Source organism: Aeromonas sp. EU05-FHT14A05, from assembly GCF_058791175.1.
This window is the reverse complement of sequence record NZ_JBYTDH010000010.1, coordinates 137963-163571: the sequence shown is the minus strand read 5'-3', so window position 1 is coordinate 163571 and position 25609 is coordinate 137963. Positions and strand designations below refer to the sequence as shown.

General features: G+C 60.3%; 30 protein-coding genes, 1 other RNA gene and 1 riboswitch. Of the genes, 19 read left to right on the top strand and 12 right to left on the bottom strand.

Going from position 1 to position 25609, the window contains the following annotated elements:
- Positions 1 to 6: 6 nt before the first annotated feature.
- The 8 genes from AC3WR3_RS15220 to AC3WR3_RS15185 all read right to left on the bottom strand — a co-directional run bounded on the left by AC3WR3_RS15220 (position 7) and on the right by AC3WR3_RS15185 (position 5843).
- A complete protein-coding gene (locus AC3WR3_RS15220; protein WP_025328524.1) occupies positions 7 to 657 on the bottom strand; it encodes a DUF4310 family protein in 651 nt (216 codons plus the stop codon).
- 11 nt (positions 658 to 668) lie between these two features.
- Positions 669 to 1445, bottom strand: a complete 777-nt coding sequence (locus AC3WR3_RS15215; RefSeq protein WP_429109283.1) for a DUF4311 domain-containing protein — start codon at positions 1443 to 1445, stop codon at positions 669 to 671.
- A 25-nt stretch (positions 1446 to 1470) separates the two neighbouring features.
- Entirely contained in the window at positions 1471 to 1767 is a 297-nt protein-coding gene (locus AC3WR3_RS15210; protein WP_139438896.1) for a DUF4312 family protein, read from the bottom strand.
- Entirely contained in the window at positions 1767 to 2132 is a 366-nt protein-coding gene (locus AC3WR3_RS15205) for an SFCGS family glycine-rich protein (RefSeq protein WP_202047355.1), read from the bottom strand. Before AC3WR3_RS15205 ends, AC3WR3_RS15210 begins: the two co-directional genes overlap by 1 nt.
- Positions 2133 to 2495 (bottom strand): transcriptional regulator, encoded by a 363-nt coding sequence (locus AC3WR3_RS15200; RefSeq protein WP_202047354.1) that lies wholly within the window; start codon positions 2493 to 2495, stop codon positions 2133 to 2135. It abuts the gene before it with no gap.
- A gap of 313 nt (positions 2496 to 2808) precedes the next feature.
- Positions 2809 to 3930 (bottom strand): outer membrane-stress sensor serine endopeptidase DegS, encoded by a 1122-nt coding sequence (gene degS / locus AC3WR3_RS15195; RefSeq protein ID WP_139438890.1) that lies wholly within the window; start codon positions 3928 to 3930, stop codon positions 2809 to 2811.
- An 89-nt stretch (positions 3931 to 4019) separates the two neighbouring features.
- Positions 4020 to 5381, bottom strand: coding sequence for a Do family serine endopeptidase (locus AC3WR3_RS15190; protein WP_182787435.1), 1362 nt, complete (start codon positions 5379 to 5381; stop codon positions 4020 to 4022).
- Positions 5382 to 5462: 81 nt separating this feature from the next.
- Positions 5463 to 5843 (bottom strand): Z-ring associated ZapG family protein, encoded by a 381-nt coding sequence (locus AC3WR3_RS15185; protein ID WP_139438885.1) that lies wholly within the window; start codon positions 5841 to 5843, stop codon positions 5463 to 5465.
- Between the two features lie 139 nt (positions 5844 to 5982).
- Here AC3WR3_RS15185 and zapE point away from each other — a divergent pair, with 139 nt between their 5' ends.
- The 8 genes from zapE to AC3WR3_RS15145 all read left to right on the top strand — a co-directional run bounded on the left by zapE (position 5983) and on the right by AC3WR3_RS15145 (position 12163).
- On the top strand, positions 5983 to 7077 hold the full coding sequence (gene zapE, locus AC3WR3_RS15180; protein ID WP_492292228.1) for a cell division protein ZapE: 1095 nt from the start codon (positions 5983 to 5985) through the stop codon (positions 7075 to 7077).
- A gap of 266 nt (positions 7078 to 7343) precedes the next feature.
- Positions 7344 to 7772 (top strand): 50S ribosomal protein L13, encoded by a 429-nt coding sequence (rplM, locus tag AC3WR3_RS15175; protein ID WP_005336289.1) that lies wholly within the window; start codon positions 7344 to 7346, stop codon positions 7770 to 7772.
- A 14-nt stretch (positions 7773 to 7786) separates the two neighbouring features.
- Positions 7787 to 8179, top strand: a complete 393-nt coding sequence (rpsI, locus tag AC3WR3_RS15170) for a 30S ribosomal protein S9 (RefSeq protein WP_005336286.1) — start codon at positions 7787 to 7789, stop codon at positions 8177 to 8179.
- A gap of 300 nt (positions 8180 to 8479) precedes the next feature.
- Positions 8480 to 9070: a ubiquinol-cytochrome c reductase iron-sulfur subunit gene (gene petA / locus AC3WR3_RS15165; RefSeq protein WP_025328515.1), complete on the top strand. Its 591-nt coding sequence runs from the start codon at positions 8480 to 8482 to the stop codon at positions 9068 to 9070.
- A gap of 2 nt (positions 9071 to 9072) precedes the next feature.
- Positions 9073 to 10290, top strand: coding sequence for a cytochrome b (locus AC3WR3_RS15160; protein WP_139438882.1), 1218 nt, complete (start codon positions 9073 to 9075; stop codon positions 10288 to 10290).
- On the top strand, positions 10287 to 11021 hold the full coding sequence (locus AC3WR3_RS15155; protein WP_265436450.1) for a cytochrome c1: 735 nt from the start codon (positions 10287 to 10289) through the stop codon (positions 11019 to 11021). Before AC3WR3_RS15160 ends, AC3WR3_RS15155 begins: the two co-directional genes overlap by 4 nt.
- An 87-nt stretch (positions 11022 to 11108) precedes the next feature.
- On the top strand, positions 11109 to 11738 hold the full coding sequence (gene sspA, locus AC3WR3_RS15150; RefSeq protein ID WP_025328513.1) for a stringent starvation protein SspA: 630 nt from the start codon (positions 11109 to 11111) through the stop codon (positions 11736 to 11738).
- 17 nt (positions 11739 to 11755) lie between these two features.
- A complete protein-coding gene (locus AC3WR3_RS15145) occupies positions 11756 to 12163 on the top strand; it encodes a ClpXP protease specificity-enhancing factor (RefSeq protein ID WP_025328512.1) in 408 nt (135 codons plus the stop codon).
- A 46-nt stretch (positions 12164 to 12209) separates the two neighbouring features.
- Here AC3WR3_RS15145 and dolP read toward each other — a convergent pair whose 3' ends face one another.
- The 4 genes from dolP to AC3WR3_RS15125 are packed head-to-tail and all read right to left on the bottom strand — an operon-like array spanning position 12210 to position 15496.
- On the bottom strand, positions 12210 to 12788 hold the full coding sequence (dolP, locus tag AC3WR3_RS15140; RefSeq protein ID WP_106885641.1) for a division/outer membrane stress-associated lipid-binding lipoprotein: 579 nt from the start codon (positions 12786 to 12788) through the stop codon (positions 12210 to 12212).
- 4 nt (positions 12789 to 12792) lie between these two features.
- Positions 12793 to 13383: a D-sedoheptulose-7-phosphate isomerase gene (locus AC3WR3_RS15135; RefSeq protein ID WP_005331389.1), complete on the bottom strand. Its 591-nt coding sequence runs from the start codon at positions 13381 to 13383 to the stop codon at positions 12793 to 12795.
- A 9-nt stretch (positions 13384 to 13392) separates the two neighbouring features.
- Positions 13393 to 13788: a YraN family protein gene (locus AC3WR3_RS15130; RefSeq protein WP_492292227.1), complete on the bottom strand. Its 396-nt coding sequence runs from the start codon at positions 13786 to 13788 to the stop codon at positions 13393 to 13395.
- Positions 13706 to 15496, bottom strand: a complete 1791-nt coding sequence (locus tag AC3WR3_RS15125; protein ID WP_492292226.1) for a penicillin-binding protein activator — start codon at positions 15494 to 15496, stop codon at positions 13706 to 13708. Before AC3WR3_RS15125 ends, AC3WR3_RS15130 begins: the two co-directional genes overlap by 83 nt.
- 199 nt (positions 15497 to 15695) lie before the next feature.
- Here AC3WR3_RS15125 and rsmI point away from each other — a divergent pair, with 199 nt between their 5' ends.
- From rsmI to lfiE, 11 genes are all read left to right on the top strand, one after another.
- Entirely contained in the window at positions 15696 to 16529 is an 834-nt protein-coding gene (gene rsmI / locus AC3WR3_RS15120) for a 16S rRNA (cytidine(1402)-2'-O)-methyltransferase (protein WP_139438874.1), read from the top strand.
- 62 nt (positions 16530 to 16591) lie between these two features.
- Positions 16592 to 16978: RNase P RNA component class A (gene rnpB, locus AC3WR3_RS15115), an RNA gene on the top strand.
- 246 nt (positions 16979 to 17224) lie between these two features.
- The gene (lfiM, locus tag AC3WR3_RS15110; RefSeq protein WP_492292225.1) at positions 17225 to 18082 is read left to right on the top strand and encodes a lateral flagellar motor switch protein LfiM; all 858 of its coding nucleotides are present in this window, start codon (positions 17225 to 17227) and stop codon (positions 18080 to 18082) included.
- Positions 18083 to 18089: 7 nt separating this feature from the next.
- Complete coding sequence (lfiN, locus tag AC3WR3_RS15105) at positions 18090 to 18467, top strand: lateral flagellar motor switch protein LfiN (RefSeq protein WP_025328506.1); 378 nt, start codon at positions 18090 to 18092, stop codon at positions 18465 to 18467.
- Positions 18467 to 19201 carry a flagellar type III secretion system pore protein FliP gene (gene fliP / locus AC3WR3_RS15100; RefSeq protein ID WP_247625385.1) on the top strand — a complete coding sequence of 245 codons (735 nt, stop codon included), beginning with the start codon at positions 18467 to 18469 and terminating at the stop codon, positions 19199 to 19201. The genes lfiN and fliP overlap by 1 nt, the downstream gene beginning before the upstream one ends.
- A 1-nt stretch (position 19202) precedes the next feature.
- A complete protein-coding gene (gene fliQ / locus AC3WR3_RS15095; protein WP_025328504.1) occupies positions 19203 to 19472 on the top strand; it encodes a flagellar biosynthesis protein FliQ in 270 nt (89 codons plus the stop codon).
- Positions 19469 to 20251: a lateral flagellar biosynthetic protein LfiR gene (lfiR, locus tag AC3WR3_RS15090; protein WP_139438871.1), complete on the top strand. Its 783-nt coding sequence runs from the start codon at positions 19469 to 19471 to the stop codon at positions 20249 to 20251. The genes fliQ and lfiR overlap by 4 nt, the downstream gene beginning before the upstream one ends.
- On the top strand, positions 20248 to 21384 hold the full coding sequence (flhB, locus tag AC3WR3_RS15085) for a flagellar biosynthesis protein FlhB (protein WP_265436454.1): 1137 nt from the start codon (positions 20248 to 20250) through the stop codon (positions 21382 to 21384). The genes lfiR and flhB overlap by 4 nt, the downstream gene beginning before the upstream one ends.
- A 3-nt stretch (positions 21385 to 21387) precedes the next feature.
- A complete protein-coding gene (lfhA, locus tag AC3WR3_RS15080; RefSeq protein ID WP_025328501.1) occupies positions 21388 to 23463 on the top strand; it encodes a lateral flagellar biosynthesis protein LfhA in 2076 nt (691 codons plus the stop codon).
- A 194-nt stretch (positions 23464 to 23657) separates the two neighbouring features.
- Positions 23658 to 23745, top strand: a riboswitch (cyclic di-GMP riboswitch).
- Between the two features lie 252 nt (positions 23746 to 23997).
- Positions 23998 to 25260 (top strand): lateral flagellar response regulator transcription factor LafK, encoded by a 1263-nt coding sequence (lafK, locus tag AC3WR3_RS15075; protein WP_492292224.1) that lies wholly within the window; start codon positions 23998 to 24000, stop codon positions 25258 to 25260.
- An 11-nt stretch (positions 25261 to 25271) separates the two neighbouring features.
- Positions 25272 to 25598: a lateral flagellar hook-basal body complex protein LfiE gene (gene lfiE / locus AC3WR3_RS15070; RefSeq protein ID WP_492292223.1), complete on the top strand. Its 327-nt coding sequence runs from the start codon at positions 25272 to 25274 to the stop codon at positions 25596 to 25598.
- Positions 25599 to 25609 lie beyond the last annotated feature (11 nt).

The window sequence follows — 25609 nt, the reverse complement described above, 5'->3', positions numbered from 1 at the left end:
GGATGGTTATGCAAGCGCAACCGGGAAGAAGGTACCGAGCAGCATGGCACCCAGGATGGCGCCACCTGTGATGGGCTTCTCCCAGATGTAGAACAGCAACGCCCCCGCCAGGGAACCCAGGCCTATGGGGATGGAGGCCCCCATGGCGGAGAGGATGATCAGGGGGCCGAGGAAGCGGCCCGAGCTGTTGCCAGCCCCCATCATCACGTCCGCCCCGTAGGTGGAGTTGCTCTGGTTGATGGTGAACTTGCGCGCCAGGATGATCACGTAGCCGATGGCCAGCCCTATGGCCATGCCGGTGACCAGGGAGGCGCCGAAGTTCTCCACCGGGTAGACGATGCCAGCACCCAGCAGCAGGGCGGGCACCCCCAGGCCGACGCCGGTCTGGATGGCGCCGCCGATATCCAGGATCCCCACCAGGGAGCCCTCTATGATGCGGGCAAACAGGAAGCTGGCACCGAAGGCCGCGACCGCGCCGTAGGCGCCTGTGTCCATCCCGGCTTTCAGCATGGCGACGAAGGCCACCTCGTTGAAGGCGCCGACCCCGTACAGGTAGAACATGTGGGTCCCGGCAAAAACCCCGGCCGACAGCAGGCCGACGAAGATGGGGAAGGACCAGTCGGCGTACCAGAAGTTGTTTCTCAGTTTCTCATCCATGTGGTGGCCCCTTATTTGCCGCTAAGCAGGTTATGGACGTTCTCCAGCCACAGGGGAATGCCCAGGTGGAAGGACTCAATCAGTTTCATGTCGAAGCCGCGGAAGAAGCCGCTCAGCACGAACAGCAGCACTATGGCGGCCATCATCACGCGAGTGACATGGTTCCAGCCGCTCTCTTCCACTCCCTTGCCGATCAGGATGCCAAGCACCAGGCCGGGGACGGCGTTGCCCATGATGAGCTGCGCCAGACCGCCGAAGATGGTGGCCCAGAAGCCGGACTTCTTGCCCGCCTCTATGGCGGCCAGCCAGAAGATCACCGGCATGACGGTGTTGACCAGCAGGTTTGCCGCTGGCACCAGCACCTTGACCGCAGTGACCTGCAGGGCCTCGGGTACGGCCGCCGCCGTGCTGTTGAGGAAGGCGACGACGATGGCACCTATGATGCCGCCGGCGATGGCCATCTTCTTCGGGTCGTGCAAGGTAGTGGCGAGATCCCGGTTCTTGAACAGCAGTGCCGCCGTGGCCCAGTGCGGGATGATGCGGTGATCCACGTCCTGGGTGAAGGCGCCCGCCGCGACCGTGGAGGCCCAGGCGTTGAAGAAGAAGCCAAGACCGAACGAGAAGTGTGAGGCGGGATCCCCTTCGCAGGAGTTGAGCTCACCCAGGGTGCGGAAGGCGCCCATGCCCTGTACAGTCGGGGCGTGGAACATCCGTGCCGCGCCGGCTCCCACACCGACGCCCACCAGGCCGCCGATGATGAGTGACTTCATCAAAATGATTAGAAACATCCAACATGTCCTTTTGGTTGTGGGGTTACGCCCTGGTGAAATCCACCTTGTCGACATCCAGGCTGCTGACCTTGACCCTGATCTCCAGCTGGACCCTGAACTCGCGGCGCTGGCGCGGCAGGAAGAAGAACAGGAACTTCTCCACCCGCACCGACTCCTCGGCCTTGATGACCCTGACCTCGAGTGGCTCGATGCGCAGCATCACCCTGGGGTTGTCCTTGAGCAGGCTGGATTGCACCTGACCGAGGGCGGCGGCAAACGCCTGCTGGCGGGTCGCCCCCTTGCCGTTGACCATGACCTGGGTGGTGAAGTCCTCTTTCATCAGGCGCGTCCGTGTTTCTTGGCGAAGGCTTCGACCAGCTTCTGGCCCAGCTCTTCCTTGTCCATGAAGCCGAAGCCCAGTACCACGCAGCCTTCGTTGATGGCGGTCACACCCTCCTCGACGGAACGCATGCCGTAGCGGCACTTGTAGCCGTACTTGGTCTGGGCGGTGATGGCGCCGGCGCCGCCGCTGCCGCAGAAGGAGATGCCGAGATCCGCCTGCTCCTTGTTCATCACATCACCGAGCTTCATGTCGGCGGCCATGCCGGGGATGATGGTCACGCTGGCGCCGGCGGCTTCGGCCCCAGCTCCCACTTTCTGACCCTTGCCGAGACGATCTCCAATCACGAGTTTGATGGCTGACATTTAGATTTCTCCTTTGACTGAGCTGAGTTCATTTTCTTTGGCAACTTCGAAATGGACGGACAAGAGGTGGGCCTCTTCATAGGCCAGCCTGTCCAGCCAGCCGACCACCTGTTCGGCGAGGCGCAGGGAGAGGGGGGAGATCTCCTCGAACAGGCCGAGGTCGACCTCGGGCAGGGCTTCACCGCTGTGGGAGCGCCACACCATGGCCTTGACGTGGGAGGCGAGCATCTGCTTCTGCACCTCGTTGGGGATGATGCCCTGATCCGCCAGCAGGCTGTGGATGCGCGCCAGAGTGAGATCTGTTTTGCGCAGCAACGCCGGGCTGTTCGGGGTCAGGGCGGTGTCATGAGTGTCGGTAGTCAAGGTCTGCTCTCCAAGGCTGGCAGAAAGGATGGGATTACCTTAAGGCGGGGAAGAGGGCAGGAGGAGGCACTGTTTTTCCGATTCGAAATGGAAATCCCGGGCAAGAAGCCCCGAAAGAGGCCGAATTTGTGGCAGCCAGGCGGAAAAGGAGGGATTAGCCCCGGCGCTGTGTGAGCGGGACCACAGTTTCACCCCACAGCCGCCTGGTAGGGCGCCGGTGGAAACTGTGAGTCATCTCACGCCAGGGAAGGGTGGCAAGAGAGGGAGGCACGAAAAAGGGGCCCTGATGGCCCCTCTATAGACTCCCTTGCCGTCAGCTGGCGGGTGATGCACTGCTGGTGGGCAGATTCTGGTAGCGCACGTCTTCCTCTATGATGACGTCGACATCCAGGGGCTTGCCATTGCGGATCACCGAGATGCGCAGCTTGGTGCCGGGGCGGCTCTCGACGATCTTGTCCATCACGGGGCGCACGCCGCTGATGGCCTCGCCGTTGATCTTGAGCAGCACATCCCCGCGCCTGAGGCCGGCCTTGGTGGCGGGTCCATCGGGATCCAGGCTCTCCACCACCAGACCCTGCAGATCCCCGAGATTCATCATGCGCGCGACTATGGGGTTGATCTCGACGCTGGAGATGCCGAGGTAGCCGCGAATGACCCGGCCATTGGCGATCAGCTCGTCCATGATCCGCTTGGCCAGCTTGTAGGGGATGGCGAAGCTGATGCCGTAGCTCTCCTGATTGCCGTTGAGGTGATAGGCGGCGGTATTGATGCCCACCAGGTCGCCACGGCCATTGACCAGGGCGCCTCCCGAGTTGCCCTCGTTGATGGCGGCATCTGTCTGCAGCAGATCCTGCCGGCCGTTGCTGTCCGGCCCCATGCTGGAGAGACCGATGCGGCCGGTGGCACTGATGATGCCCTGGGTGATGGTCTGGCCGACGTTGTAGGGGTTGCCGATGGCGAGGACCACGTCGCCTACGTCGGGCAGGCGCTCGGGATCCTGCGGGATCACCGGCAGGTTGTCCGACTCTATGTAGAGCACGGCGAGATCGGTCAGCTTGTCGGTGCCGACCAGCTCGGCGCTGAATACCCGGCCATCCTGCAGCGCGACTATGATCTGGTCCGCATCGGCGATGACGTGGTAGTTGGTCAGCACATGGCCGCGCTGGTTCATGATGACACCTGAGCCCAGCCCCTGTGGCCTCAGCTCCACCTTCTCGCCGCGATTGCCGGCGAAACTGCGGGTGTAGATGTTGACGACGGCAGGGCCGGCGCGGTGGGCGGCATAGGAGAAACTCAGTTCGCGGGCATTGGTGATGAGGCCCGGCAGGGGGGCGCCGCCCCGAAAACTGGGAAACAGCAGCAACAGGAGCGCAGCCACGGTGAGGCCAAAGCCGACAGACTTGCCCAAGTAACTGATCAAAGGTGGGATTTTCATGTCATTCTCGTCCGTACATGCTGCGCGCAGAGAATAACATTATCGGTGGATAAAAATCACCCGCGGCGGTTGCCGCGGGTGTGAGGGACTTAACGGATCACCAAATAGAGCGAGGAGTCGCCGCGCTGTATGTTCAGCGCCAGGACTTCCGGCTTGTTCTTCAAGGCCTTGGTCAGCTCATCCATGGAGTTGATGCGCAGACGGTTGACCCCGATGATGATGTCGCCCTTCTGCAGACCGGCGGCAGCGGCAGGGGAGCGCGGATCTATGTCGGCCACAGCCACGCCGGTCACCGGATCCGTGGTGGTGCTGAGCTTGGCCCCTTCCAGTGCCGGGTGCAGGGCGCTGGCGAGGATCTCGCTGTCATCGGCCTTCTTCAGGGTGACCTTGACGGTCTGCTCCTTGCCATCACGGATGAGGCCGAGTGCAACCTGCTTGTCGGCGCCCATGGTGGCGATCTTGGCGCGCAGTTCACCGAACGAGCGGATGGGCTTGCCATCTATGCTGATGATGATGTCGCCGGCCTTGATGCCCGCCTTGGCGGCGGCGGAGTCAGGCATGACCTGGTTGACGAAGGCACCATCCTTCTTGTTGTAGCCGAAGGACTTGGCGATATCCGTGGTCAGCTCTGTGCCGGTGATCCCCAACTGGCCACGGCGCACTTCACCGTATTTCACGATCTGCTCGGACAGGTCGCGCACCATGTTGGAGGGAATGGCGAAGCCGATGCCGATGTTGCCGCCGTTCGGGCCCAGGATGGCGGTGTTGATGCCGATCAGCTCCCCACGCAGGTTGAGCAGGGCACCACCCGAGTTGCCCGAGTTGATGGCCGCATCGGTCTGGATGAAGTTCTCCAGGTTCTCGATATTGAGGCCGCTGCGACCCAGGGCGCTGACGATACCCGAGGTGACGGTCTGACCCAGGCCGAAGGGGTTGCCGATGGCCAGGGCATAGTCACCGACCCGCAGCTCGTCAGAGTCGGCGAACTTGATCTGCACCAGGTCCTCCGCCTTGATTTGCAGCAGGGCGATGTCGGACTGCTTGTCTTCACCTATCTTCTTGGCCGCGTATTCGCGACCGTCTTTCAGGTTGACCTTGATCTCGTCCGCCTCGTGGACCACGTGGGCGTTGGTGATCACGTAGCCCTTCTTGGCATCGATGATGACGCCGGAACCGAGCGCCTGGAAGGGCTGCTCGCTCACCTGCTCATCGGGCATGTTGGGGCCGAAGAAGAAGCGGAATTGTTCCGGCAGGCGCTGGCGGGTGATCTTCTTGCCAGAGACGGAGATATTCACCACGGCAGGGGTCACCTGCTCGAGCACGGGGGCCAGGCTCGGCATCTCCTGGCTGTTGTTGCCCATCAGGGGCAGGGCGGCTTGTGCCGGCGCGGCTGACAGGGCGATACCGACACTGAGGGCTAACACACTGAATACAGAAAGAGATTTACGCATATGAGAAACAGCTCCCAGAAAAAGTTGCAGTGCAATCGTCAAGGTCTGACCACGATAAGGCGTAATTAGTTCCACCAGAGGCTAACCGGGCTGCTTGAGCAGGCCGGACGCACCGGCGTAGTCACGGGGCGGCTGACCCGGCTCCTCGTTGGCGGAGTCAGCGTTTGCTTCTTCCACCTGAGGTTCGCGGAACAAGGGCTCCTGCGCCTTGGCGAGGAACTTGCTTTGTTCGGCCATGTGGCGATAGAGGGTCTGATATTGATCGGCCAACTGCTCCATCAGGGCGGCGCTGTCGGCGAAGTGGGTGGTGATCTGGCCCTGGTAGCTTTCCAGCTCCTTGTGAGCCTTTTTCAGCTCCTGTTCCAGGCGCCCGGCATCCCGGCTGCGGACAGTGAAACGGCCGATCAACACGCCGATGATCAGGGCGGCTACCGCCAGCAGGATCCCGTTTAACAGAGTCATAGAAGCTCCTTGTTACAGCTAAATCGATGAGTTTGAGGCGGCCGGATTGACCGCGATGCCTCGTTGGCACTATACCGTGCACCCCGAGAGCGTGATACCATTTTGTCCCTCATTCAGGGACTTGGAGGCGGTTTACAGGATGACCCCGCAGCAAAAATACCAGCAGGATTTGCAGCGTCCCGGCTTTTTGGCCGACCCGGCCCAGGCGATGGCAGTGGCCCGCCTGGAGCGACTCTATCAGGATTTGTGCGCCAGCCCGACTCCGACCAGATCCCGTGGCCTGCTGGGCTGGCTGCAAAAGCCGAAAACCCGCGAGCCCATCCTGGGTCTCTATATGTGGGGCGGAGTGGGCAGAGGCAAGACCTGGCTGATGGATACTTTTTTCGACAGCCTGCCGGGGGAGCGCAAACTGCGCGTCCACTTCCACCGCTTCATGCATCGGGTGCACGATGAACTCAAGGGGCTGACCGGTCAGGCCGATCCGCTCAAGCTCATTGCCAGCAAGCTCGCCAGCGAGACAGACATCATCTGCTTTGACGAGTTTTTCGTCTCCGACATCACGGATGCCATGCTGCTGGGTACATTGTTCCTGGAGCTGTTCGGTCATGGGGTGGTGTTGGTGGCCACTTCCAACATTCCACCCAGGGATCTCTATCGCAATGGGCTGCAGCGAGCCCGCTTCCTGCCGGCCATCGAATTGATCGAGCGCCACTGCGAGGTGCTCAATGTGGATGGTGGCGTCGATTACCGGCTGCGCACCCTGGAGCAGGCGGAAATCTATCACTTCCCGCTGGATCAGCAGGCAAAATCCAACCTGGACCGCTACTTTGGACAACTGACCGGGCTGGGGCAGATCACGGCCACGACCCTGGAGATCAACCATCGCCAGCTGAGCGCGCTGGGCGTGGGGGAAGGGGTACTTTATATGGAGTTCGAGCAGCTCTGCTGCACCCCGCGATCCCAGGGGGACTACATAGAGCTGGCCCGGGAGTTTCACACCGTGCTGCTGGCCAATGTGCAGCCCATGGGCACAGGCACGGACGATGCGGCCCGCCGTTTCATCGCCATGGTGGACGAGTTCTATGAGCGGCACGTCAAACTCATTCTGTCGGCGGCGGTGCCCATGACCGCGCTCTACGGCGATGGTCTGCTGAATTTCGAATTCAAGCGCTGTCTTTCACGGCTCCAGGAAATGCAATCGCACGAATACCTTGCCAGAGTGCACCTTCCTTAGTCACAATACCGCGCCTGCCAGTCGGATGGGCATCTGCGGCAGGTAGGGCCGGGCGACATTTGCTAGCTTCATGGCAGTGAAATTAGCAGGTGATATTTAAGGCAACTTCACTTATAATCGCCCGGCCCACGTTACAGCTGTCGATAAGACAGCAACACTTTAAGCTTTACTTGTATTCGAAGGGGTACAGGTAGGCCATCGTTTGTTGTTTGTGGGAGAGCCCCCATAAGCAATTGGGTCTGTAACAGGTAATTGGGTTTAACTTAATGAAAACTTTCGTTGCCAAGCCAGAAACCGTAAAACGTGACTGGTACATTGTGGACGCAGAAGGTAAAACTCTGGGTCGTATCGCAACCGAGATCGCTGCTCGTCTGCGTGGTAAGCACAAAGCTGAATACACTCCGCACGTTGACACCGGTGATTACATCATCGTTGTAAACGCTGAGAAGGTACACGTAACCGGTAAGAAATTTACCGACAAAATGTACCACGCTCACTCCGGTTTCCCGGGTGGTATCAAGTCCATCAGCTTTGACAAGCTGATTCAGCGCAAGCCGGAAATGGTAATCGAAGCTGCCGTCAAGGGCATGCTGCCGAAGGGTCCGCTGGGCCGTGCCATGTTCCGTAAGCTGAAAGTTTACGCAGGCGCAGAGCACGCTCATGCTGCTCAGCAACCTCAAGTACTGGATATCTAACGGGAACTGGCAACATGGCAGAAAATCAATACTACGGTACCGGCCGTCGCAAAAGCTCCACTGCTCGCGTCTTTATCAAAGCGGGTAGCGGTAAAATCGTAATCAACCAGCGCTCCCTGGAGCAATACTTCGGCCGTCCGACTGCCCGCATGGTAGTTCGTCAGCCGCTGGAACTGGTTGAGATGACCGAGAAACTGGATCTGTACATCACCGTTAACGGTGGTGGCATCTCCGGTCAAGCTGGTGCGATCCGCCACGGTATCACTCGTGCTCTGATGCAGTACGACGAGACCCTGCGTTCCGAACTGCGTAAAGCAGGCTTTGTTACTCGCGATGCCCGTAAGGTTGAGCGTAAGAAAGTCGGTCTGCACAAAGCGCGTAAGCGTCCGCAGTACTCCAAGCGTTAATTCGCTTTTGGTACGCACTCTCACGAGTGTCAAAAAAGCCTGGCCATGTGCCAGGCTTTTTTTATTGGTAATATTACATACGCCAATGCTAACCATACGTCACAAAAGACAAAAATTTGTGTATTTATTGTTTTTGCCCATCGCTTCTCTTTCTTGTCAAATTGTTATCTTTTCTTTAAAATTTCCATGGTCTTTCTGTGTCAATTGCCACTCCGCTTCCGCCGCAGTTGTCAGAGGGAGAGGAGATAGGAAACGGGGACACTATAAGAATGAGCGGAGTCCACATGGGAGAGTTTTTGGATGAGCAATGCGCCAGTTGATACCGGTCGCCGCAGATTTCTTACCTGGTCAACGGTTGCCGTTGGCGGAGTAGGAGCTGCTTTTACCGCAGTGCCGTTTATAAAGTCATGGAATCCGAGTGCCAAAGCCAAAGCGGCAGGGGCACCGGTAGAGGTGGATATCAGCAAGTTGGAGCCGGGTCAGCTGATCCGCGTCGAGTGGCGCGGCAAGCCGGTCTGGGTGGTGAAGCGCACCAAGCAGACCCTGGATGCCCTGGCCACGCACGATGACAAACTGCGCGATCCCGCCTCCGATGAGCCACAGCAGCCGGACTATGCCCACAACGGCTACAGATCCATCAAGCCGGAGATCTTCGTGGCGGTCGGTATCTGTACCCATCTGGGTTGCTCCCCCTCCTACCTGCCGGATAGCTTCGGCGAGCAGGTGCAAGGGGTGACCTCCGGCTTCTTCTGCCCATGCCATGGTTCCAAGTTCGACATGGCCGGTCGAGTGTTCCAGGGCGTGCCCGCACCGCTGAACCTGGTCATTCCGCCATACCAATTTCTTAGCGACACCACCATTCTGGTCGGTGCCGATGGCAAGGAGGCCTGACCATGTTTGCCAAACTCATGGGCTGGATTGACGATCGTTTCCCGCTCACGGCCATGTACAACGACCACATGGCCAAGTATCCGGCTCCCAAGAACCTGAACTTCTGGTACTTCTTCGGTTCCCTTGCCATGTTGGTGCTGGTCAACCAGATCATCACCGGCATCTGGCTCACCATGAACTACAACCCGTCGGCGGAGGGTGCCTTTGCCTCCGTGGAATACATAATGCGGGACGTGGACTACGGCTGGCTGCTGCGCTACATGCACTCCACCGGCGCCTCCGCCTTCTTCGTTGTGGTCTATCTGCACATGTTTCGCGGCATGATCTACGGCTCCTATCAGAAGCCGCGCGAGCTGCTGTGGATCTTCGGCATGCTGATCTTCCTGGTGCTGATGGCCGAAGCCTTCATGGGTTACCTGCTGCCCTGGGGACAGATGTCGTTCTGGGGGGCTCAGGTCATCATCTCGCTGTTTGGCGCCATTCCTGTCATAGGCGACGATCTGACCCTGTGGATCCGGGGGGACTATGTCATCTCTGGGGCTACCCTGAACCGCTTCTTCGCGCTGCACGTCATCGCGCTGCCGCTGGTGCTGGTGATGCTGGTGGCCATGCACATCCTGGCGCTGCACGAAGTCGGCTCCAACAACCCGGATGGGATCGACATCAAGAAGCACAAGGATGAGAAAGGCTGGCCGCTGGATGCGGTGGCGTTCCACCCTTACTTCACCGTCAAGGACATGATAGGTGTGGCGGGCTTCCTGTTCCTGTTCTGCGCCATCATCTTCTTCAAACCCGACATGTGGGGCTACTTCCTCGAGAAGCCGAACTTCGAGGTGGCGAACGGGCTGAAGACCCCGGAGCACATAGCCCCGGTCTGGTACTTCACTCCCTTCTACGCCATCTTGCGCGCTGTGCCGGACAAGCTGCTGGGGGTCATCATGATGGGGCTCTCCATAGTCGTGCTCTTCCTGCTGCCCTGGCTGGATCGCTGCAAGGTGCGTTCGGTGCGCTACCGCAGCACCCTGCACAAGCTGAATATCGCCCAGTTTGTGGTCTGCTTCGTCATCCTGGGTGTGCTGGGCGTCCTGCCATCGACGCCGACGCTGACCCTGCTCGCACAGATCTGTTCACTGGGGTATTTCGGGTTCTTCGTCCTGTTGTTCTTCTACAGCAAGAATGAGAGCACCAAGCCGCTGCCGGAGAGGGTGACATTCAAATGAAAAGAATAATTTTTGCAGTGCTGACCCTGCTGCCCAGCCTTGTACTGGCGGCTGGCAGTGGCTTCCCCCTCGACAAGGCAGAGTACGACCTGAGTGACAAGGCATCCCTGCAACGGGGAGCGGCGACCTTCATGAACTACTGTGCCGGCTGTCACTCCACCCAATACCAGCGTTATAACCGGGTGGCTGCCGACATCGGCATCCCGGAAGAGCTGATGAGGGAGAACCTGGTCTTCACCGGTGCCAAGATTGGCGATCTGATGAAGAGCGCCATGTCCGAGAAGGATGCGGCGCGCTGGTTCGGGGCGCCGCCACCGGACCTGACCCTGGTGGCCAGGGTGCGGGGCGCCGACTGGATTTACACCTATCTGCGTGCCTTCTATGTGGACGAAACCCGTCCGTTCGGGGTGAACAATGCGGTCTTCCCGTCCGTGGGCATGCCCCATGTGCTGGAACCGCTGCAGGGGACACCCCGTGCCGAATTCGGAACTCACGAGGTCGATGGACAGCCGGTGCAGCAAGTCGTCAGCATCAAATCCGACGGCAATGGTGAAATGAACAACGAAGAATATGATCAGACGGTACTGGATCTGGTAAACTTCTTGGTCTACTCGGCTGAGCCGGTGCAGCAGGAGCGCGAACGCATGGGCTTCTGGGTGCTCGGTTTCATCGCAATCTTCTTCATCTTCACTGTGCTGTTGAAGAAGGAATTCTGGCGCGACGTTCACTAAGCGACCAGATCGGAGTAATATGACGCACGGCAATGAAGATCAAGATGCTTCATTGCCGTTTCTGCTTTTTAATGACGGGAGGGTTCAATGGCTGTAGCTGCCAATAAGCGTTCGGTAATGACGCTGTTTTCCGGTGCCAACGATATGTTCAGCCATCAGGTGCGCATTGTCCTGGCGGAGAAGGGTGTTAGCGTGGATATCTGCCAGGTTGATCCGAGCAACCTGCCGGACGAGCTGGCCGAGCTGAACCCGTACAACACTGTGCCGACTCTGGTGGATCGTGAGCTGGCGTTGTACACCTCGCGCATCATCATGGAGTATCTGGACGAGCGCTTCCCGCACCCGCCCCTGATGCCTGTCTATCCGGTGGCTCGCGGCAACAGCCGTCTGATGATGCATCGCATCGAGCTGGACTGGTACTCCCTGGCCGACAAGATCATGGCGGGAACCGATACCGAAGCCGCCCGTGCCGAGCTGCGTGACAACCTGCTGGCCATCGCCCCTATCTTTGGCGAGATGCCTTACTTCATGAGCGAAGAGTTCGGTCTGGTTGACTGCTACATGGCTCCGCTGCTGTGGCGTCTGCCGAGCCTGGGCATCGACTTCACCGGTCGCGGTGCCAAAGAGCTGAAGGCTTACATGGTCCGCCTGTTCGAACGTGAATCCTTCCAGGCCTCCCTGACCGAGGCTGAACGCGAGATCCGTGCCAGCGTATGAGTAGTATGGAACCGACCATGACACCCAGTCGCCCCTATCTGTTGCGGGCGTTTTTTGACTGGTTGCTGGATAACGACTTGACCCCGCATCTGGTGGTCAATGCCAATATCCCCCATGTGATGGTGCCGATGCAGTTTGTGCAGGATGGTCAGATTGTCCTGAACATAGCGCCTCGGGCCGTGGGCCAGTTCCACATGGATAATGATGCCGTCAGCTTCAGCGCCCGCTTCGGCGGCGTGTCACAGCAGGTCTATATTCCCATGGCGGCCATATTGGCCATTCATGCCAGGGAAAACGGTGTGGGAACCCTGTTCCCGCCTGAGCCGGGCTACGATCTCTGGCTGGAGCAGGCCGAAGCGCCGGTAGAACCCGAGCCGGAGCCACCGCGCCCGACGGGTCGTCCGACCCTGAAAGTCATCAAATAAAAAACGCAGCCGACTGGCTGCATTTTTTTATTTCATCATTGCCCGCTTAGTTCTGGGCGAATTCGAAGGCCTTGATCACCTGCTTGACCCCGCTGACGTGGCGGGCGATCTCCACTGCCTGATCCCCTTCCTGACGGGTCACCAGGCCGATGAGAAACACCTCGCTGTTCTCGGTGACCACCTTGACCTTGGTGCTGTCGAAGTTTTTGGTGCCCAGCATGTCGGCCCGTACCTTGGAGGTGATCCAGGTATCGTTGCTGCGTACCCCAATGCTCACCGGCTTGCCGAGACGCAGCTCATTGTAGACATGACGAACCCCTTCGATCCGGCCCACAATCTTGCCCGCTTCCTGCTTGTAGGCGTCAGACGGTGTCTGACCGACCAGCAAGACGCGGCCGTTGTTGCTGTAGACGCTGATCTTGCTGGAGGCGCTCAGCGACTTGTTGTCGGCCAGCAGATTGGCCGCTTTCAGCTCTATGGTCTGATCGTCCCACTGGGCACCCAGGGTGCGACGATCACCGGTCGCCTTGGCAGTACCGGCTGCGCCACCGACTACCACGGCGGCACAACCTTGCAGCAGCAGGGCGCCGGTCAGCAGGGCGAGTGCGAGAATAGGCTTCTTCATGGTTTCAATCTTCCTGTTGCGGGAAAAGTGTCTGGTCGATGAGATCACAGAGGCAGTGCAGGGTCAACAGATTCACTTCCAGAATGCGAGGGCGGCGGGCGGATGGCACGCGGATCTCCACATCGTTGGGCCCGAGCAGGCCGGCTATCTCGCCACCGTCGCCCCCCCCGAGCACTATGATGGTCATGTCGCGGGAGAGTGCCGCCTCGGCGGCCTTGATCAGGCTGCGACTGTTGCCCGTGGTGGTGAGCACCACCAGGATGTCGCCGGGCTGGCCCAGAGCCCTGATCTGCTTGGCATAGACCTCTTCGAAGCCGTGATCGGTGGCGATGGCGCTGATGGTGGCCATGTCGGGGGTCAGAGCCAGGCCGGGCAGGGAGGGGCGTGGCGTCTCATAACAGTTGACCAGTTCGGAGATGAACAGCTGTGCCAGGGCCGAGGAGGGGCCATTGCCGCATGCCATGACCTTGTGGCCATTGAGCAGGCAGATTGTCAGCATCTGGGCCGCGGTGTGGATGGCGTCCGGCAGCGCCTCGGCGGCGGCTATCTTGGTCTGGATGCTTTCGGTGTAATTCTCTTTGATGGGATCAGTCATGGGGTCCTCTTAAAATGCGTTCTGGATCCAGTCTGGCTGGTCGCCCTCGAACGCGATCACATCGAATCGGCAGGCCTGGCTGGCCTCGTTGATGGCATGTTGCTTGAAATAGTGGCGCGCGGCCAGCACGATCTTGTGCTGCTTGCGTTGGGTGACCGAGCTGGCGGCTCCGCCATGGCTGGCCCGAGCGCGATATCTGACCTCGACAAACACCAGGGTATCCCCCTGGCGCATGATCAGATCTATTTCACCGCCACGGCAGCGGTAGTTGCGGGTCACGGATTGCAGGCCGCGGGCCTGCAACCAGCGTTCCGCTACTTGCTCAAAGTGCTGTCCCTTGCTCGTCGCTGCCGACGGCAACAGGTTCAACCACTGCTGGTGCAGTTGTGCCAGTAGCCTCTTCATGGGTGGTCTCCTCCAGCTGGGGCACGGCGCTGTCGCTGACCAGCTTGCCATTCTGGTAGGTGGCCCAGTCCAGCATGCGCACTATGTTGCCCTGGGGATCCACGCTCAGTTGGCCGCTCATGCCCGGTTGCTGCATGGCATTGAGCTTGCGCATCTGCGGCAGGTTGCCGGCCAGACTGACCGCGTCGTAGCCGAGGGCAAACAGGCGCAGCAGGTCGCCCTGGGTCTGTGGCCAGAGCAGGGCTATCTGCTCCCGTTGTTGCTCATAGCCTCCCAGCAGCAGCGGCATGTCGGAGATGTGCATGCCGTTGAGTTCGGAAGCCACCTCGGTCGCCCCGCTGTCATAGCCTCGCGAGCTGCTGTAGATGGGCAGGCTGCCCATGGGATTGACCGAGATGTCCACATAAGGCTTGATCATCCGGGTCTCCAGGCTGTTGGCCACCACATAGACGGCATCTATGCTGCGCGGGGCAGCATCAGAGAGCTGCACTATCTCCCCGGCCCGGGCGGTGGAACGACCGCTCAGAGCATTCTTGACCATGCCCTGCACCTCGTTGCGCGCCCCGAAGGTGGCGACCACGGGCTTCTCCTGGCTGACGCCGGCCCAGGCCTGCTCGAACGCCTTGATGCTGCTGTAGCCAATCCGGCCTTGCGCCGCGATCAGCAGCGGCTTGCGGTAACCCTGACCATAGAGGTACTGGGCGGCCTGGCTCGCATCGGCGGCGGCGGAGAGAGAAAAGTAGAAGGTGTTGTCGTTGATGATCGGCTTGTCCAGCTCGTTGAGCGCCAGCACCGGCACTGTCGGGCTGGCCTTGAGCAGCTCCTCGACCTGATCTTTGAGCAGCGGGCCTATGATCATGTTGGCCCCCTCCTGGATCGCCTGCTTGTAGAGATCCCCCATCGCCTTGCCCTGAGTGTCATAGAAGTTCAGGGTGAATTGCCCCTGATTCTCCTTGTAGGACATCAACATGCCGTTGCGGATGGCGGCGCCTTGCGCCTCCAGGTTGCCGGAGAGAGGCAGGAAGACGGCGACCTGCTGCAGTGAACCTGTGTCCGTGGTGGCGAGATCCCCGAGGCCGGCCGGCATGTCAGTCTGGGCCGGATGGTTCGGGAAGCTCTGCTTCCAGCCAGCCAGCTGGCGGGCGAGTTGACTCGGCTGGGCGCCGAACTCGTTCACCAGTGCCGCCAGTCGCAGCCAGCCTGTGGTTACGTCTGGGGCCGGTGCCTCTTCCAGCGCCTGCAGGGTGGAGGGGGTCATGCTTTTGAGCAGGGACCAGATCTGCTGGTGGTTGGTGGCCAGCTCATTCTTGGCCAGGTAATGCTCCAGCAGGATCAGCGACTTGGCGGCACCAAACTTGTTGTTGATGTCCAGTTGCAGCACCACCCGCTGGCGGTACCAATCCTTCTGGGTATCGGCATCGAGGGCCACTTCCGGCTTGCCTTCCAGCAGGATCAGGGCCTGATTGGCATTGCCCTGGGCCAGCAGGAGGTGCGCCTGCAGCAGTTGCAGTTGTGCCTGCTGCACCGGGTTGCCGGCCTGCTTCTGCAACTGTTGATACAGGGCGGCGGCCGGTTTGGCCTGGCCGAGCGCCAGATAGCTGCGCGCCGCCATCACCTGCCAGGTGAAGGCCTCAGCCGGTTTGGCGGGATCCACCTGCTCCAGATACCACTGGGCATTCTTGGTCAGATCCGAGAACGCCGACGGCATGCCGGGCTCCGCGGAAGATGGGTTGGGCTCCGACGCACAGGCGGCGAGCAGTACTGCCGCGAGTATGATGCCGAAGAGTCGTGATACACTTAGCTGCTTTGTAACCCGGTTCAAGTTCATTCCCCGACCAGTGTTGAAGTTCTCCATAGTGTAAACGGGCCAATATGGCGACACAATTGTCGGGACACTCGGAGATCCCATGAGTGACACCCCAACCCTGTATATAGTCCCCACTCCCATCGGTAATCTGGCGGATATCACCCAGCGTGCATTGGACATTTTACGCAGCGTCGATCTGGTGGCCGCCGAAGATACCCGGCACTCCGGCATCCTGCTCAGCCACTACCAGATCTCGGTGCCGACCTTCGCCCTGCACGATCACAATGAGCAACAGAAGGCGGATGTGCTGATCGGCCGGATCAAGGAGGGCAAGAGTGTCGCCCTGGTCTCGGATGCGGGCACCCCGCTCATCAGCGACCCCGGCTATCACCTGGTCACCCGCTGTCGCGAGGCCGGGGTCAAGGTGGTGCCGCTGCCGGGCCCTTGTGCCGCCATCACGGCACTCTCTGCCGCCGGTCTGCCCACAGATCGTTTTTCCTTCGAAGGATTTCTGCCGGCGAAAGCCAAGGGCCGCGACGATCGGCTGCAGGCCGTCATCGAAGATACCCGCTCCCTGGTGTTCTACGAGTCGCCGCGCCGGGTGCAGGATACGGTGGAGGCCATCGCTCGCATTCTCGGTGAACGCCAGGTGGTGGTGTGCCGCGAGCTGACCAAGACCTTCGAATCCATCCACGGTCTGCCTGCCTCCGAGATGCTGACCTGGCTTGGGGAAGACGATAATCGCTGCCGTGGCGAAATCGTGCTGGTGGTCGCCGGTGCCAGCAAGGTGGATGAAGAGCTGCCCGCCGAGGCGATCCGCACTTTGGGGCTGCTGGTGGCGGAGCTGCCGCTGAAAAAAGCGGCCGCCCTCACCGCCGAGATCCACGGCGTGAAGAAGAATGCCCTCTACAAGTACGGCCTCGAGCACTATTAATTGCCGTAAAGGGGAATTGCCGGTTTACCCACACTGTGTCACGAGGCTATAATCCACGCCTCGGAGTCGGCTGGGCAATCGCTGCTTCGTCGTTGTGTCCCTCGGGACAGACGGGCGGAGGGGAGGAAAGTCCGGGCTTCATAGGGCAGGGTGCCAGGTAACGCCTGGGAGGCGCGAGCCTACGACCAGTGCAACAGAGAGCAAACCGCCGATGGCCCGCAAGGGATCAGGTAAGGGTGAAAGGGTGCGGTAAGAGCGCACCGCGCGACTGGCAACAGTTCGTGGCACGGTAAACTCCACCCGAAGCAAGACCAAATAGGCCCCTATTGGCGCGGCCCGCGTTGGGGGCGGGTAGGTTGCTTGAGCCAGTGAGCGATTGCTGGCCTAGAGGAATGATTGCTACCCGGGGAAACCCGGTACAGAACCCGGCTTACAGGCCGACTCCGACCTATTCCTGGTAAGTAATTACCTTAAAATCCCGGCACCTCTGGTGCCGGGATTTTTATTTTCGGCTGGTCATCCGGCCGCGTGGCGCCTTTTGGGGTTTTGTAATAAAGTTCTCGCCCGTTTCGGTCGCTCTATGTCGGCTGAACTATTGGTATCGATCACGCGGCTGGCCTGATGAGTGTCTCTATATGGCAGTAGGGCGAGATGAAAATGGCAAAGGTGGATTTGTAATGTCATCAAGCGGCGTAATGCTCACACCTTCCCGGTTGCTCTGTGCGCAGCGGGGCAAAACCCTTCCCCATTATGATCTGCTGGGCGTCGAGCGAGCCAATCAGGCGCGGCTCAAGCAGCTCAATGCCCAGCTGGGCTCTTTTTCGCAGCAGGCATCGGGCTGCATGGCCCAGCTGTTCAATGCGGCGGATTGCGAACTGGGCTATCAGGATTTCTCTTCCGCTCTGCCCCAGGATCGCGACGATACCCTGATCTGGGTCGAGGCACGCACCCCGCTGGATGCCCAGCGTGTCGCCTATTTCTCCATCTCTCCCACCGTCATCTATCAGCTTGCCGTGCTGTTCTTTGGTGGCTCCCTGCAACACAAGGGCGCCACGACCGCCCATGGCAGGGGATTGACCGATACCGAGCAGCGATTGCTGCTGCGGCTATGCCAGTACCAGATCGACATCTGGTCTGCCTGCCTCGGTCAGGGAGACCTCGCCTGGCAGCTGACCCTGATCACCCGGGATGCGGTGCCGGCAACCCGGCTCTGGGTGACAGAGGCCAGCATGCTGGCCGGTGGCAGCACCCATGACTGGCAGTTCTGGCTCGCGCCTCCCGAGGAGGCCCTCAGCATAGGCGCCGGTCATCCCGTGCAGAAGGCGCAACTGGAGCAGGCCCTGATCCTGGTGCCGGTGCAACTGCGGGTGGTCATGGGGCAGATGTCCATGACACTGGCGGATCTGGAATGCCTCAAGGTGGGGGATGTGCTCTCCCTGGATTTGCCCGAGGTGGTGCCGGCCCTGATCGGCAACCGCCCCTGTTTTAATGGACGCATTGCTGAACATAAAGGCAGCCTGGTGTATCAGGTTGCGACTGTGGTAGAGGAGTAGTCGAATCGTGAACGAGCACAACATGAATGACCCGCTGGATCTGGATGGCCTGGATCAGCTGTTTGGTGATGATATCAGCATGCCGAGTGCGGCCGACTACATGGCGCCCACCAGTAGCAGCAAGCAGCGGGATCTCTCCTTTTTCCATCAGATCCCGGTCAAGGTGACGCTGGAAGTGGCCAGTACCGAAGTCGCGCTGGGGGAACTGATGAAGGTGGAAGAGGGGGCCGTCATCGAGCTGGACAAGCTGGCGGGCGAACCGCTGGATGTGCGGGTCAACGGCCGCCTGCTGGCCAGGGGTGAGGTGGTTGTGGTGAATGGCAAGTACGGCCTGCGCCTGGTCGACGTGGTCGACACCAAGCTGCTGGGTGGCATGAACGACTGATGCGTTACCTGTTGGTTGCCCTGCTGCTGTTCGCGTTGCCGAGCTGGGGCGCGGACATGACGCTGTTCTCTGTCTCCCCCAGCGATACCGGGGGCGAGGATTACAGCATCAAGCTGCAGATCCTCTTCTTCATGACCCTGCTGGGTCTGTTGCCGACCCTGCTGCTGATGATGACCAGCTTCACCCGGATCATCATAGTGCTGGCCATTCTGCGTCAGGCCATGGGGTTGCAGCAGAGCCCTCCCAACCGGGTGCTGATCGGCATCAGCCTGATCCTGACCCTGGTGATCATGAGACCTGTCTGGACCGAGATGTACCAGCACGCCTTCGTGCCCTATGACCAGAACGAGATTACCCTGTCCGAGGGGTTGGCTAGGGCGGAGAAACCCCTGCGGCAGTTCATGCTGGCCCAGACCCGGGAGCCGGATCTGGAGCAGATGTTGCGCATCTCCGGCGAGCCAACCACCCTCGCCAAGAGCGAGGTGCCCTTCGGCGTGCTGCTGCCCGCCTTCGTATTGAGCGAGCTGAACACCGCCTTCCAGATAGGCTTCATGCTGTTCATTCCCTTCCTGGTCATCGATCTGGTGGTCGCCAGCGTGCTGATGGCGATGGGGATGATGATGCTTTCGCCCCTCATCATCTCGTTGCCATTCAAGCTGATGGTGTTCGTGCTGGTGGATGGCTGGTCCATGACGGTCGGTACCCTGGCCGCCAGCTTCGGCGGGGGAGGCTGACGTGACCCCCGAGCAGAGTGTGGCCCTGGTGGGTGGGGCCGTGAATCTGGTGGTCATCATGGTCTCGGTGCTGATCGTGCCGGGGCTCATCGTCGGTCTGGTGGTCAGCATCTTCCAGGCTGCGACTCAGATCCAGGAGCAGACCCTCAGCTTCCTGCCCCGTTTCATCGTGACCCTGTTGACGCTGATCTTCACGGGCAACTGGCTGCTGTCGCAGATCACCACCCTGTTTTCCGACCTGTTCCAGAAGATCCCCGGGCTCATCGGATGAACTCCCTGCTGTCGCTCAGTGCGGCCGAGCTGACCGCCTGGCTGGGACAGTGGTGGTGGCCCTTCATTCGTATCGCGGCAGCCTTCTGGGTGATGCCGGTGTTTGGTGATGGCCGCATCCCGGCTCAGGTTCGCATCTTTCTGGCCTTCGTCATCAGCCTGCTGATCGCCCCCATGCTCAAAGGCATGCCGGCACTGGATCCCTTCAGCGTCGGCATGATGGTGCTGACCCTGGAGCAACTGCTGTTCGGCCTGCTGTTCGGGCTCTGCATCCAGATGCTGTTCATGGTGATGACCATGGCGGGCCAGATCCTCTCCATGCAGATGGGTCTGGCGATGGCGGTGATGAATGATCCCTCCAACGGGGACACGGCGCCCATCGTCAGCCAGATCATGCTGATCTTCTGCTCGCTGCTGTTCCTCGGCCTGAACGGTCATCTGGTGACCCTGGAGGTGCTGGTGCAGAGCCTGCGCAGCTGGCCACCGGGCGCCTCCCTCTACGCGCTGGACCTGAAGGGGGTCATCGGCCTGTTCGGCTGGAGCATAGGGGCGGCCCTGATCCTGACCCTGCCTGCCGTAGTGGCCATGCTGATGGTCAACCTCACCTTCGGGGTGCTGAACCGTACCGCTCCCTCCCTGAATATTTTCTCCCTGGGCTTCCCCATGACGTTGCTGCTGGGGTTGCTCACCATGGCCATCTCCATCAGCGGCGTCCCGGCCCGGTATCTGGATCTGGTCGCCCATGTGCTGGCCCAGCTCAGGGCGTTGACGCCGACATGAGTCAGAGCAGCGCCCAGGACAAGACCGAAGAGGCCTCCACCCAGAAACGGCGCAAGGCGCGGGAAGAGGGGCAGATAGCGCGCTCCAAGGAGCTGAGCTCCGCCGGCCTGCTGCTGATAGGCGGGCTGGCCATGCAGTGGATGGTGCCGAGCTTCGGTCTTTTCTTTGCCGAGCTGATGAAGCAGCCCCAGCGCTTCAACTGGCAGGGGGCGCGGGATCCGCAGATGATGATCCAGTGGACCGCAGATGCGCTGATCGGCATGTTGTGGGTCCTGCTGCCGCTGTTCGGCCTGCTCGCTCTGTTGCTGGTCCTGCTCAGCATAGTGCCGGGTGGCATGGTGCTGGTCTGGAAGAAGCTGATGCCAAGCGGGGAGAAGCTCAATCCGCTCAAGGGGCTCAAGCGGATGTTCTCGACCCACAGCCTGATGGAACTGCTGAAATCCCTGCTCAAGGTGGTGCTGATCGGCGGCACCCTGGCCCTGATGCTCCAGCACCAGTGGCCCCTGCTGATGATGATGAACCGCATGCCGCCCCAGGCAGCGATGGAACAGGCGCTGCGCATCCTCTCTCAGGCATTTATCTTGCTAGGCAGCGTGCAGATGCTGATCGCCGTGCTGGATGTCCCCTATCAGCGCTGGTCTTTGAACAAGCAGTTGAAGATGACCAAGCAGGAGGTCAAGGACGAGCACAAGAACAGCGAGGGGCGCCCCGAGATCAAGGCCAGGATCCGCCAGGTGCAGGGCATGCTGGCACGGGCGCGCATCGAACAGCGGGTGCCCCAGGCAGACGTGATCATAGTGAACCCGACCCATTACGCGGTCGCCATCAAGTATGATCCCGCGCGGGCCAACGCCCCCTATGTGATTGCCAAGGGCATAGACGGCATGGCGGAGCGGATCCGCGAGGTCGCCAGGCAGCACGACAAGATGGTGATGAGCCTGCCGGAGCTGACCCGAGCCATCTACTACTCCACCCGGGTGGATCAGGAAGTGCCGGCAGGCCTCTACACAGCGGTCGCCTATGTATTGAACCACGTATTGCAGTTACGGGCCTATGAGGCAGGCAAGGGCAGAAAACCCAATCCCCTTGCCCCTTTGCATGTGCCGCCCGAGTTACGTCAACCTGAGAGGTAAGTTGTGAACTGGCGTGTATTGACCCAATCCTATACAGCTATCCCCATGATGCTGCTGGCCATCCTGGCGATGATGATACTGCCTCTGCCCGGTTGGCTGCTGGACGCCCTGTTCACCTTCAACATAGTGCTGGCGGTGCTGGTGCTGCTGGTCTCTGTCTCGGCCCGTCGCCCCCTCGATTTCTCCGTGTTCCCGACCGTGCTGCTGGTGGCCACCCTGATGCGGTTGTCCCTCAACGTCGCCTCCACCCGGGTGGTGCTGCTCCATGGTCATGAGGGCAACGAGGCTGCTGGCAAGGTCATCCAGGCCTTCGGGGAAGTGGTGATCGGTGGCAACTATGTGGTGGGTCTGGTGGTGTTCGTGATCCTGATGATCATCAACTTCGTGGTGATCACCAAGGGGGGGGAGCGGATCTCCGAAGTCTCCGCCCGCTTCACCCTGGATGCCATGCCGGGCAAGCAGATGGCCATAGATGCCGATCTCAACGCCGGGACCCTGGATCAGCACCAGGCCCGTGCAAGGCGGGAAGAGATCGCCAGGGAAGCGGACTTCTACGGCGCCATGGATGGGGCCTCCAAGTTTGTCCGTGGCGATGCCATCGCCGGCCTGCTGGTGCTGATCATCAACCTGGTGGGCGGGCTCGCCATAGGTATCTTCCAGCACTCGCTGCCGGTTTCCGATGCCTTCCGCATCTATGCCCTGCTTACCATAGGTGATGGTCTGGTCGCCCAGATCCCCTCACTGCTGATGTCCACCGCGGCGGCCATCATAGTCACTCGCGTGAGTGACGAAGGAGAGATGTCGGATCAGGTCGGCCAGCAGATCCTGGCTTCCCCCCGGGTCATCTATACGGCGGCGACCATCATGCTGATCCTGGGCCTGGTGCCCGGCATGCCCATGCTGGCTTTCCTCAGCTTTGCCGCCGTGCTGGCCTGGACCGGCTGGAGCGTCAGCCAGCGCCGGGCAAAGGACCCTGCCCTGGATGCGGCCGAAGAGTTGACGAGGCAGATGGTGCAGCCGGAGCCGCAGGGGCTGGACTGGCAGGATCTGCCGCCGGTGGATGCAGTCGCCATCGAACTGGGCTATCGGCTGGTGCCGCTGGCCGAGGCAAACAAGGGGGCCGAGCTGCTCGCCCGGGTGCGCGGTATTCGCAAGACGCTCTCCGAGCAGTATGGCTTCCTGCTGCCCGAGATCCGGGTACGGGACAACCTGCAACTGCAACCGGACCAGTATCGCATCAAGCTGTCTGGCATCGCCCTGGCCACGGGGAATGTGGATTGCCAGCGGCTGATGGCCATCAGCAGCGGGGAGACCTATGGGGCCCTGGACGGCGAGCTGACCCAGGATCCGGCCTATGGCATGAACGCGGTCTGGATCTCGCCGGACAACAAGGCCAAGGCGCTCAACCTGGGTTACTCCGTGGTGGACTCCGCCACCGTCATCGCTACCCATGCCAGCAAGCTGCTCAGGGAGCAGCTCGATGGGCTCTTCGGTCATGACGAGGTGGGCAAGCTGGGCCAGTATCTGGCCACCCAGTCGCCCCGCCTGGCGGAAGAGCTCAATCTGGCCCTGACCCAGATGCAGCAACTGCGGGTCTTCCGTCAGTTGCTCAAGGAGCAGATCAGCCTCACCGATATCCGCACCATAGCCACCACCTTGCTGGATGCGAGCGAGCTGACCAAGGACCCTGTGCTGCTGGCCTCGGACGTGCGCTGCGCCCTAAAGCGCCAGATCGTCAGGCAGGCGATCGGATCCCGCGACATACTGGCGGCCTTCACCCTGGATGATCGGCTGGAGCAGACTCTGCTGACGGCAATGAACCAGTCCCAGCAGCAGGGAAAAATCCAGCTGGACAGCTTCCCGGTCGACCCGCAATTGCTGGCACAGTTGCAGCAGAACATGCCGCTGGTGAAGGAGCAGTTGCAGCAGCAGGGGTATGCGCCCGTGCTGGTGGTCATGCCCCAGCTCAGGCCGTTGATCGCCCGTTATGCCCGATCCTTTTCAAAGGGTCTCAAAGTACTCTCTTATAACGAGATCCCGGAAGATTTGCGGGTCGAGGTAATTGGCACCCTGGGCTGAAGTGGAATTGCCACGCCCATATGCCGGCAGGAAGAGACTATTCCGCACATCTGCTTGAATTGTCATATAAAGCCGTTATGATGTGACGGCTTTTGACGCGACACAGACTGACAGTGAAAAAATAAAATAGAAACAGTCAGATGTGTCACATGGCTTAAGGACAACCAAGCCATGCCATCCTAATACGGGTCGTCGCATGATAAAGGCAAACTGAACTGAAAAGTCAGGACGCAAAGCCTCCGGTCTAACGGCATTGATGCTAATGATAGCGGGGTTACCAAGGTCATGATTCCAGCCTTGTTTTCATACCGATATAGGGTAAGTGCTCAATAAGAGGTGCTACCCCGTCCTGGTGCGTTTTTATTTTTTGAGCGTCAGTTCTGTTGATTGATTCATGTGCAATCACAGGTTCGGGTTAATATGTTTTCTGATTTATCTATCAAGGAAAATTCAATACCTGTCGGTATTGAATCTCATGCACATTTATTATTAGTTTCCTCTTCGTTATCAAATGGAGACGATATTGAGGGAATATTGTTGAAGGCAGGCTATCGCGTTTCTTGCCTGAATTCTGTCCCGCTGGCCAAGCAATTTCTCTCTCACCATTCAGCGGATCTCGTGCTGCTCGACATGGCGGTCATGACCGAGGCCGGACCCTCAATGGTGCAGGAGCTGGCGGGTACCGACTGCGTCATCCTGGTCAATGAGCACCAGGCCTATCTGGCGGCGGAGGCCATGCGGGCCGGCGCCATCGACTACATCATCAAGCCTTTCAGCCAGCACCAGATCCTCGATGTGGTGAGGGGAGCCCTGCGCCTGCGTCAGGCCATTCCCAACCTGATCGCCACCTCGCCCCTGAGCCTGCAGGTCTTGCAGCTTGCCAGGCGGGCTGCCAAGACCTCGGCCACCATCCTCATCGGCGGCGAGTCGGGGACGGGCAAGGAGCGGCTGGCCCGCTACATCCACGAGATGTCCAGTCGGGCGGGCAAGCCCTTCGTGGCCATCAACTGTGCTGCCATCCCCGAAGCCATGCTCGAATCCATCCTGTTCGGACACAGCAAGGGGGCCTTTACCGGCGCGACCGCCAGCCAGCAGGGCAAGTTCGAGCTGGCCCAGGGGGGTACCCTGCTGCTCGACGAGATCTCCGAACTGCCGCTCGCATTGCAGGCCAAGCTGCTGCGGGTGCTGCAGGAGAAAGAGGTCGAGCGGCTGGGCAGCCATCAGGTGATTGCGCTGGATGTGCGGATCATCGCCGCCAGCAACAGAGACTTGAGGGAGCTGGTGTTGCAGGGGGAGTTTCGCGAGGACCTCTTCTACCGGCTCGATGTGCTGCCCATGAGCTGGCCCGCCCTGCGGGAGCGGCCGGACGACATACTGCCGCTGGCGGAGTACTTCATCGAGCGCTACGCCGCCCAGCAGGGGTATCGCCTCAGCGAGAGCGCCTGCAAGCAGCTGCTCTCCTATGACTGGCCGGGCAATGTGCGCGAACTGGACAACGTGATCCAGCGGGCACTAATTATGGCTCGCGGATTGCATATTCAGGCGGTCGATTTGATGCTGCCCCATTATGCCGTCGAAGCCGACAACCTGTTACCGCAGACGCTTGCGGCCCCGGAGGGGCTCAGCGAGACCAAACGGCATGCCGAATTTCAATTCGTCCTGGAGACGTTGCGCCGTTTTCGTGGTCACCGGACTCGTACGGCCGAAGCCCTTGGGATGACGACCCGGGCACTTAGATACAAGCTGGCTGCCATGCGCGAGCAGGGCATCGATGTCGAGCAGCAGATTCAAAACTAAGGGATAACCGAGTGAAGATTGAGATCATGTCATCACAGGTGACGCTCCTGCAGCAGATGCAGGAAATGCAGCGCGTCGCCAGTCACACCCCTTCCATCGAGCCTAACGACGCCTCTGTTGTCTCGTTCAGCGACGCCATGCGTGACGTCGTCGGCCGGGTCAACGAACAGCAGAATGTCGCGTCCAGACTGATGACCGCCGTCGACGCGGGTCAGAGCGACGATCTGGTGGGGGCCATGGTGGCCAGCCAGAAGGCAGGTCTCAGTTTTTCCGCCCTGATGCAGGTGCGCAACAAACTGATGACAGGCTTCGATGACATCATGCGCATGCCGCTCTGAGGGTAGGTCAT

Bases quoted from the DNA above. Each gene is read 5' to 3' on its own strand.
- AC3WR3_RS15160 (WP_139438882.1), top strand. From the start codon at position 9,073: ATGTTTGCCAAACTCATGGGCTGGATTGACGATCGTTTCCCGCTCACG.
- degS (WP_139438890.1), bottom strand. From the start codon at position 3,930: ATGAAAATCCCACCTTTGATCAGTTACTTGGGCAAGTCTGTCGGCTTT.
- AC3WR3_RS15155 (WP_265436450.1), top strand. From the start codon at position 10,287: ATGAAAAGAATAATTTTTGCAGTGCTGACCCTGCTGCCCAGCCTTGTA.
- AC3WR3_RS15215 (WP_429109283.1), bottom strand. From the start codon at position 1,445: ATGTTTCTAATCATTTTGATGAAGTCACTCATCATCGGCGGCCTGGTG.
- fliP (WP_247625385.1), top strand. From the start codon at position 18,467: ATGCGTTACCTGTTGGTTGCCCTGCTGCTGTTCGCGTTGCCGAGCTGG.
- AC3WR3_RS15205 (WP_202047355.1), bottom strand. From the start codon at position 2,132: ATGTCAGCCATCAAACTCGTGATTGGAGATCGTCTCGGCAAGGGTCAG.
- rsmI (WP_139438874.1), top strand. From the start codon at position 15,696: ATGAGTGACACCCCAACCCTGTATATAGTCCCCACTCCCATCGGTAAT.
- flhB (WP_265436454.1), top strand. From the start codon at position 20,248: ATGAGTCAGAGCAGCGCCCAGGACAAGACCGAAGAGGCCTCCACCCAG.
- AC3WR3_RS15145 (WP_025328512.1), top strand. From the start codon at position 11,756: ATGACACCCAGTCGCCCCTATCTGTTGCGGGCGTTTTTTGACTGGTTG.
- AC3WR3_RS15125 (WP_492292226.1), bottom strand. From the start codon at position 15,496: ATGCCGTCGGCGTTCTCGGATCTGACCAAGAATGCCCAGTGGTATCTG.
- AC3WR3_RS15130 (WP_492292227.1), bottom strand. From the start codon at position 13,788: ATGAAGAGGCTACTGGCACAACTGCACCAGCAGTGGTTGAACCTGTTG.
- sspA (WP_025328513.1), top strand. From the start codon at position 11,109: ATGGCTGTAGCTGCCAATAAGCGTTCGGTAATGACGCTGTTTTCCGGT.
- zapE (WP_492292228.1), top strand. From the start codon at position 5,983: ATGACCCCGCAGCAAAAATACCAGCAGGATTTGCAGCGTCCCGGCTTT.
- lfiM (WP_492292225.1), top strand. From the start codon at position 17,225: ATGCTCACACCTTCCCGGTTGCTCTGTGCGCAGCGGGGCAAAACCCTT.
- lfiR (WP_139438871.1), top strand. From the start codon at position 19,469: ATGAACTCCCTGCTGTCGCTCAGTGCGGCCGAGCTGACCGCCTGGCTG.
- rplM (WP_005336289.1), top strand. From the start codon at position 7,344: ATGAAAACTTTCGTTGCCAAGCCAGAAACCGTAAAACGTGACTGGTAC.
- AC3WR3_RS15135 (WP_005331389.1), bottom strand. From the start codon at position 13,383: ATGACTGATCCCATCAAAGAGAATTACACCGAAAGCATCCAGACCAAG.
- AC3WR3_RS15185 (WP_139438885.1), bottom strand. From the start codon at position 5,843: ATGACTCTGTTAAACGGGATCCTGCTGGCGGTAGCCGCCCTGATCATC.
- AC3WR3_RS15210 (WP_139438896.1), bottom strand. From the start codon at position 1,767: ATGAAAGAGGACTTCACCACCCAGGTCATGGTCAACGGCAAGGGGGCG.
- dolP (WP_106885641.1), bottom strand. From the start codon at position 12,788: ATGAAGAAGCCTATTCTCGCACTCGCCCTGCTGACCGGCGCCCTGCTG.
- petA (WP_025328515.1), top strand. From the start codon at position 8,480: ATGAGCAATGCGCCAGTTGATACCGGTCGCCGCAGATTTCTTACCTGG.
- AC3WR3_RS15190 (WP_182787435.1), bottom strand. From the start codon at position 5,381: ATGCGTAAATCTCTTTCTGTATTCAGTGTGTTAGCCCTCAGTGTCGGT.
- rpsI (WP_005336286.1), top strand. From the start codon at position 7,787: ATGGCAGAAAATCAATACTACGGTACCGGCCGTCGCAAAAGCTCCACT.
- AC3WR3_RS15220 (WP_025328524.1), bottom strand. From the start codon at position 657: ATGGATGAGAAACTGAGAAACAACTTCTGGTACGCCGACTGGTCCTTC.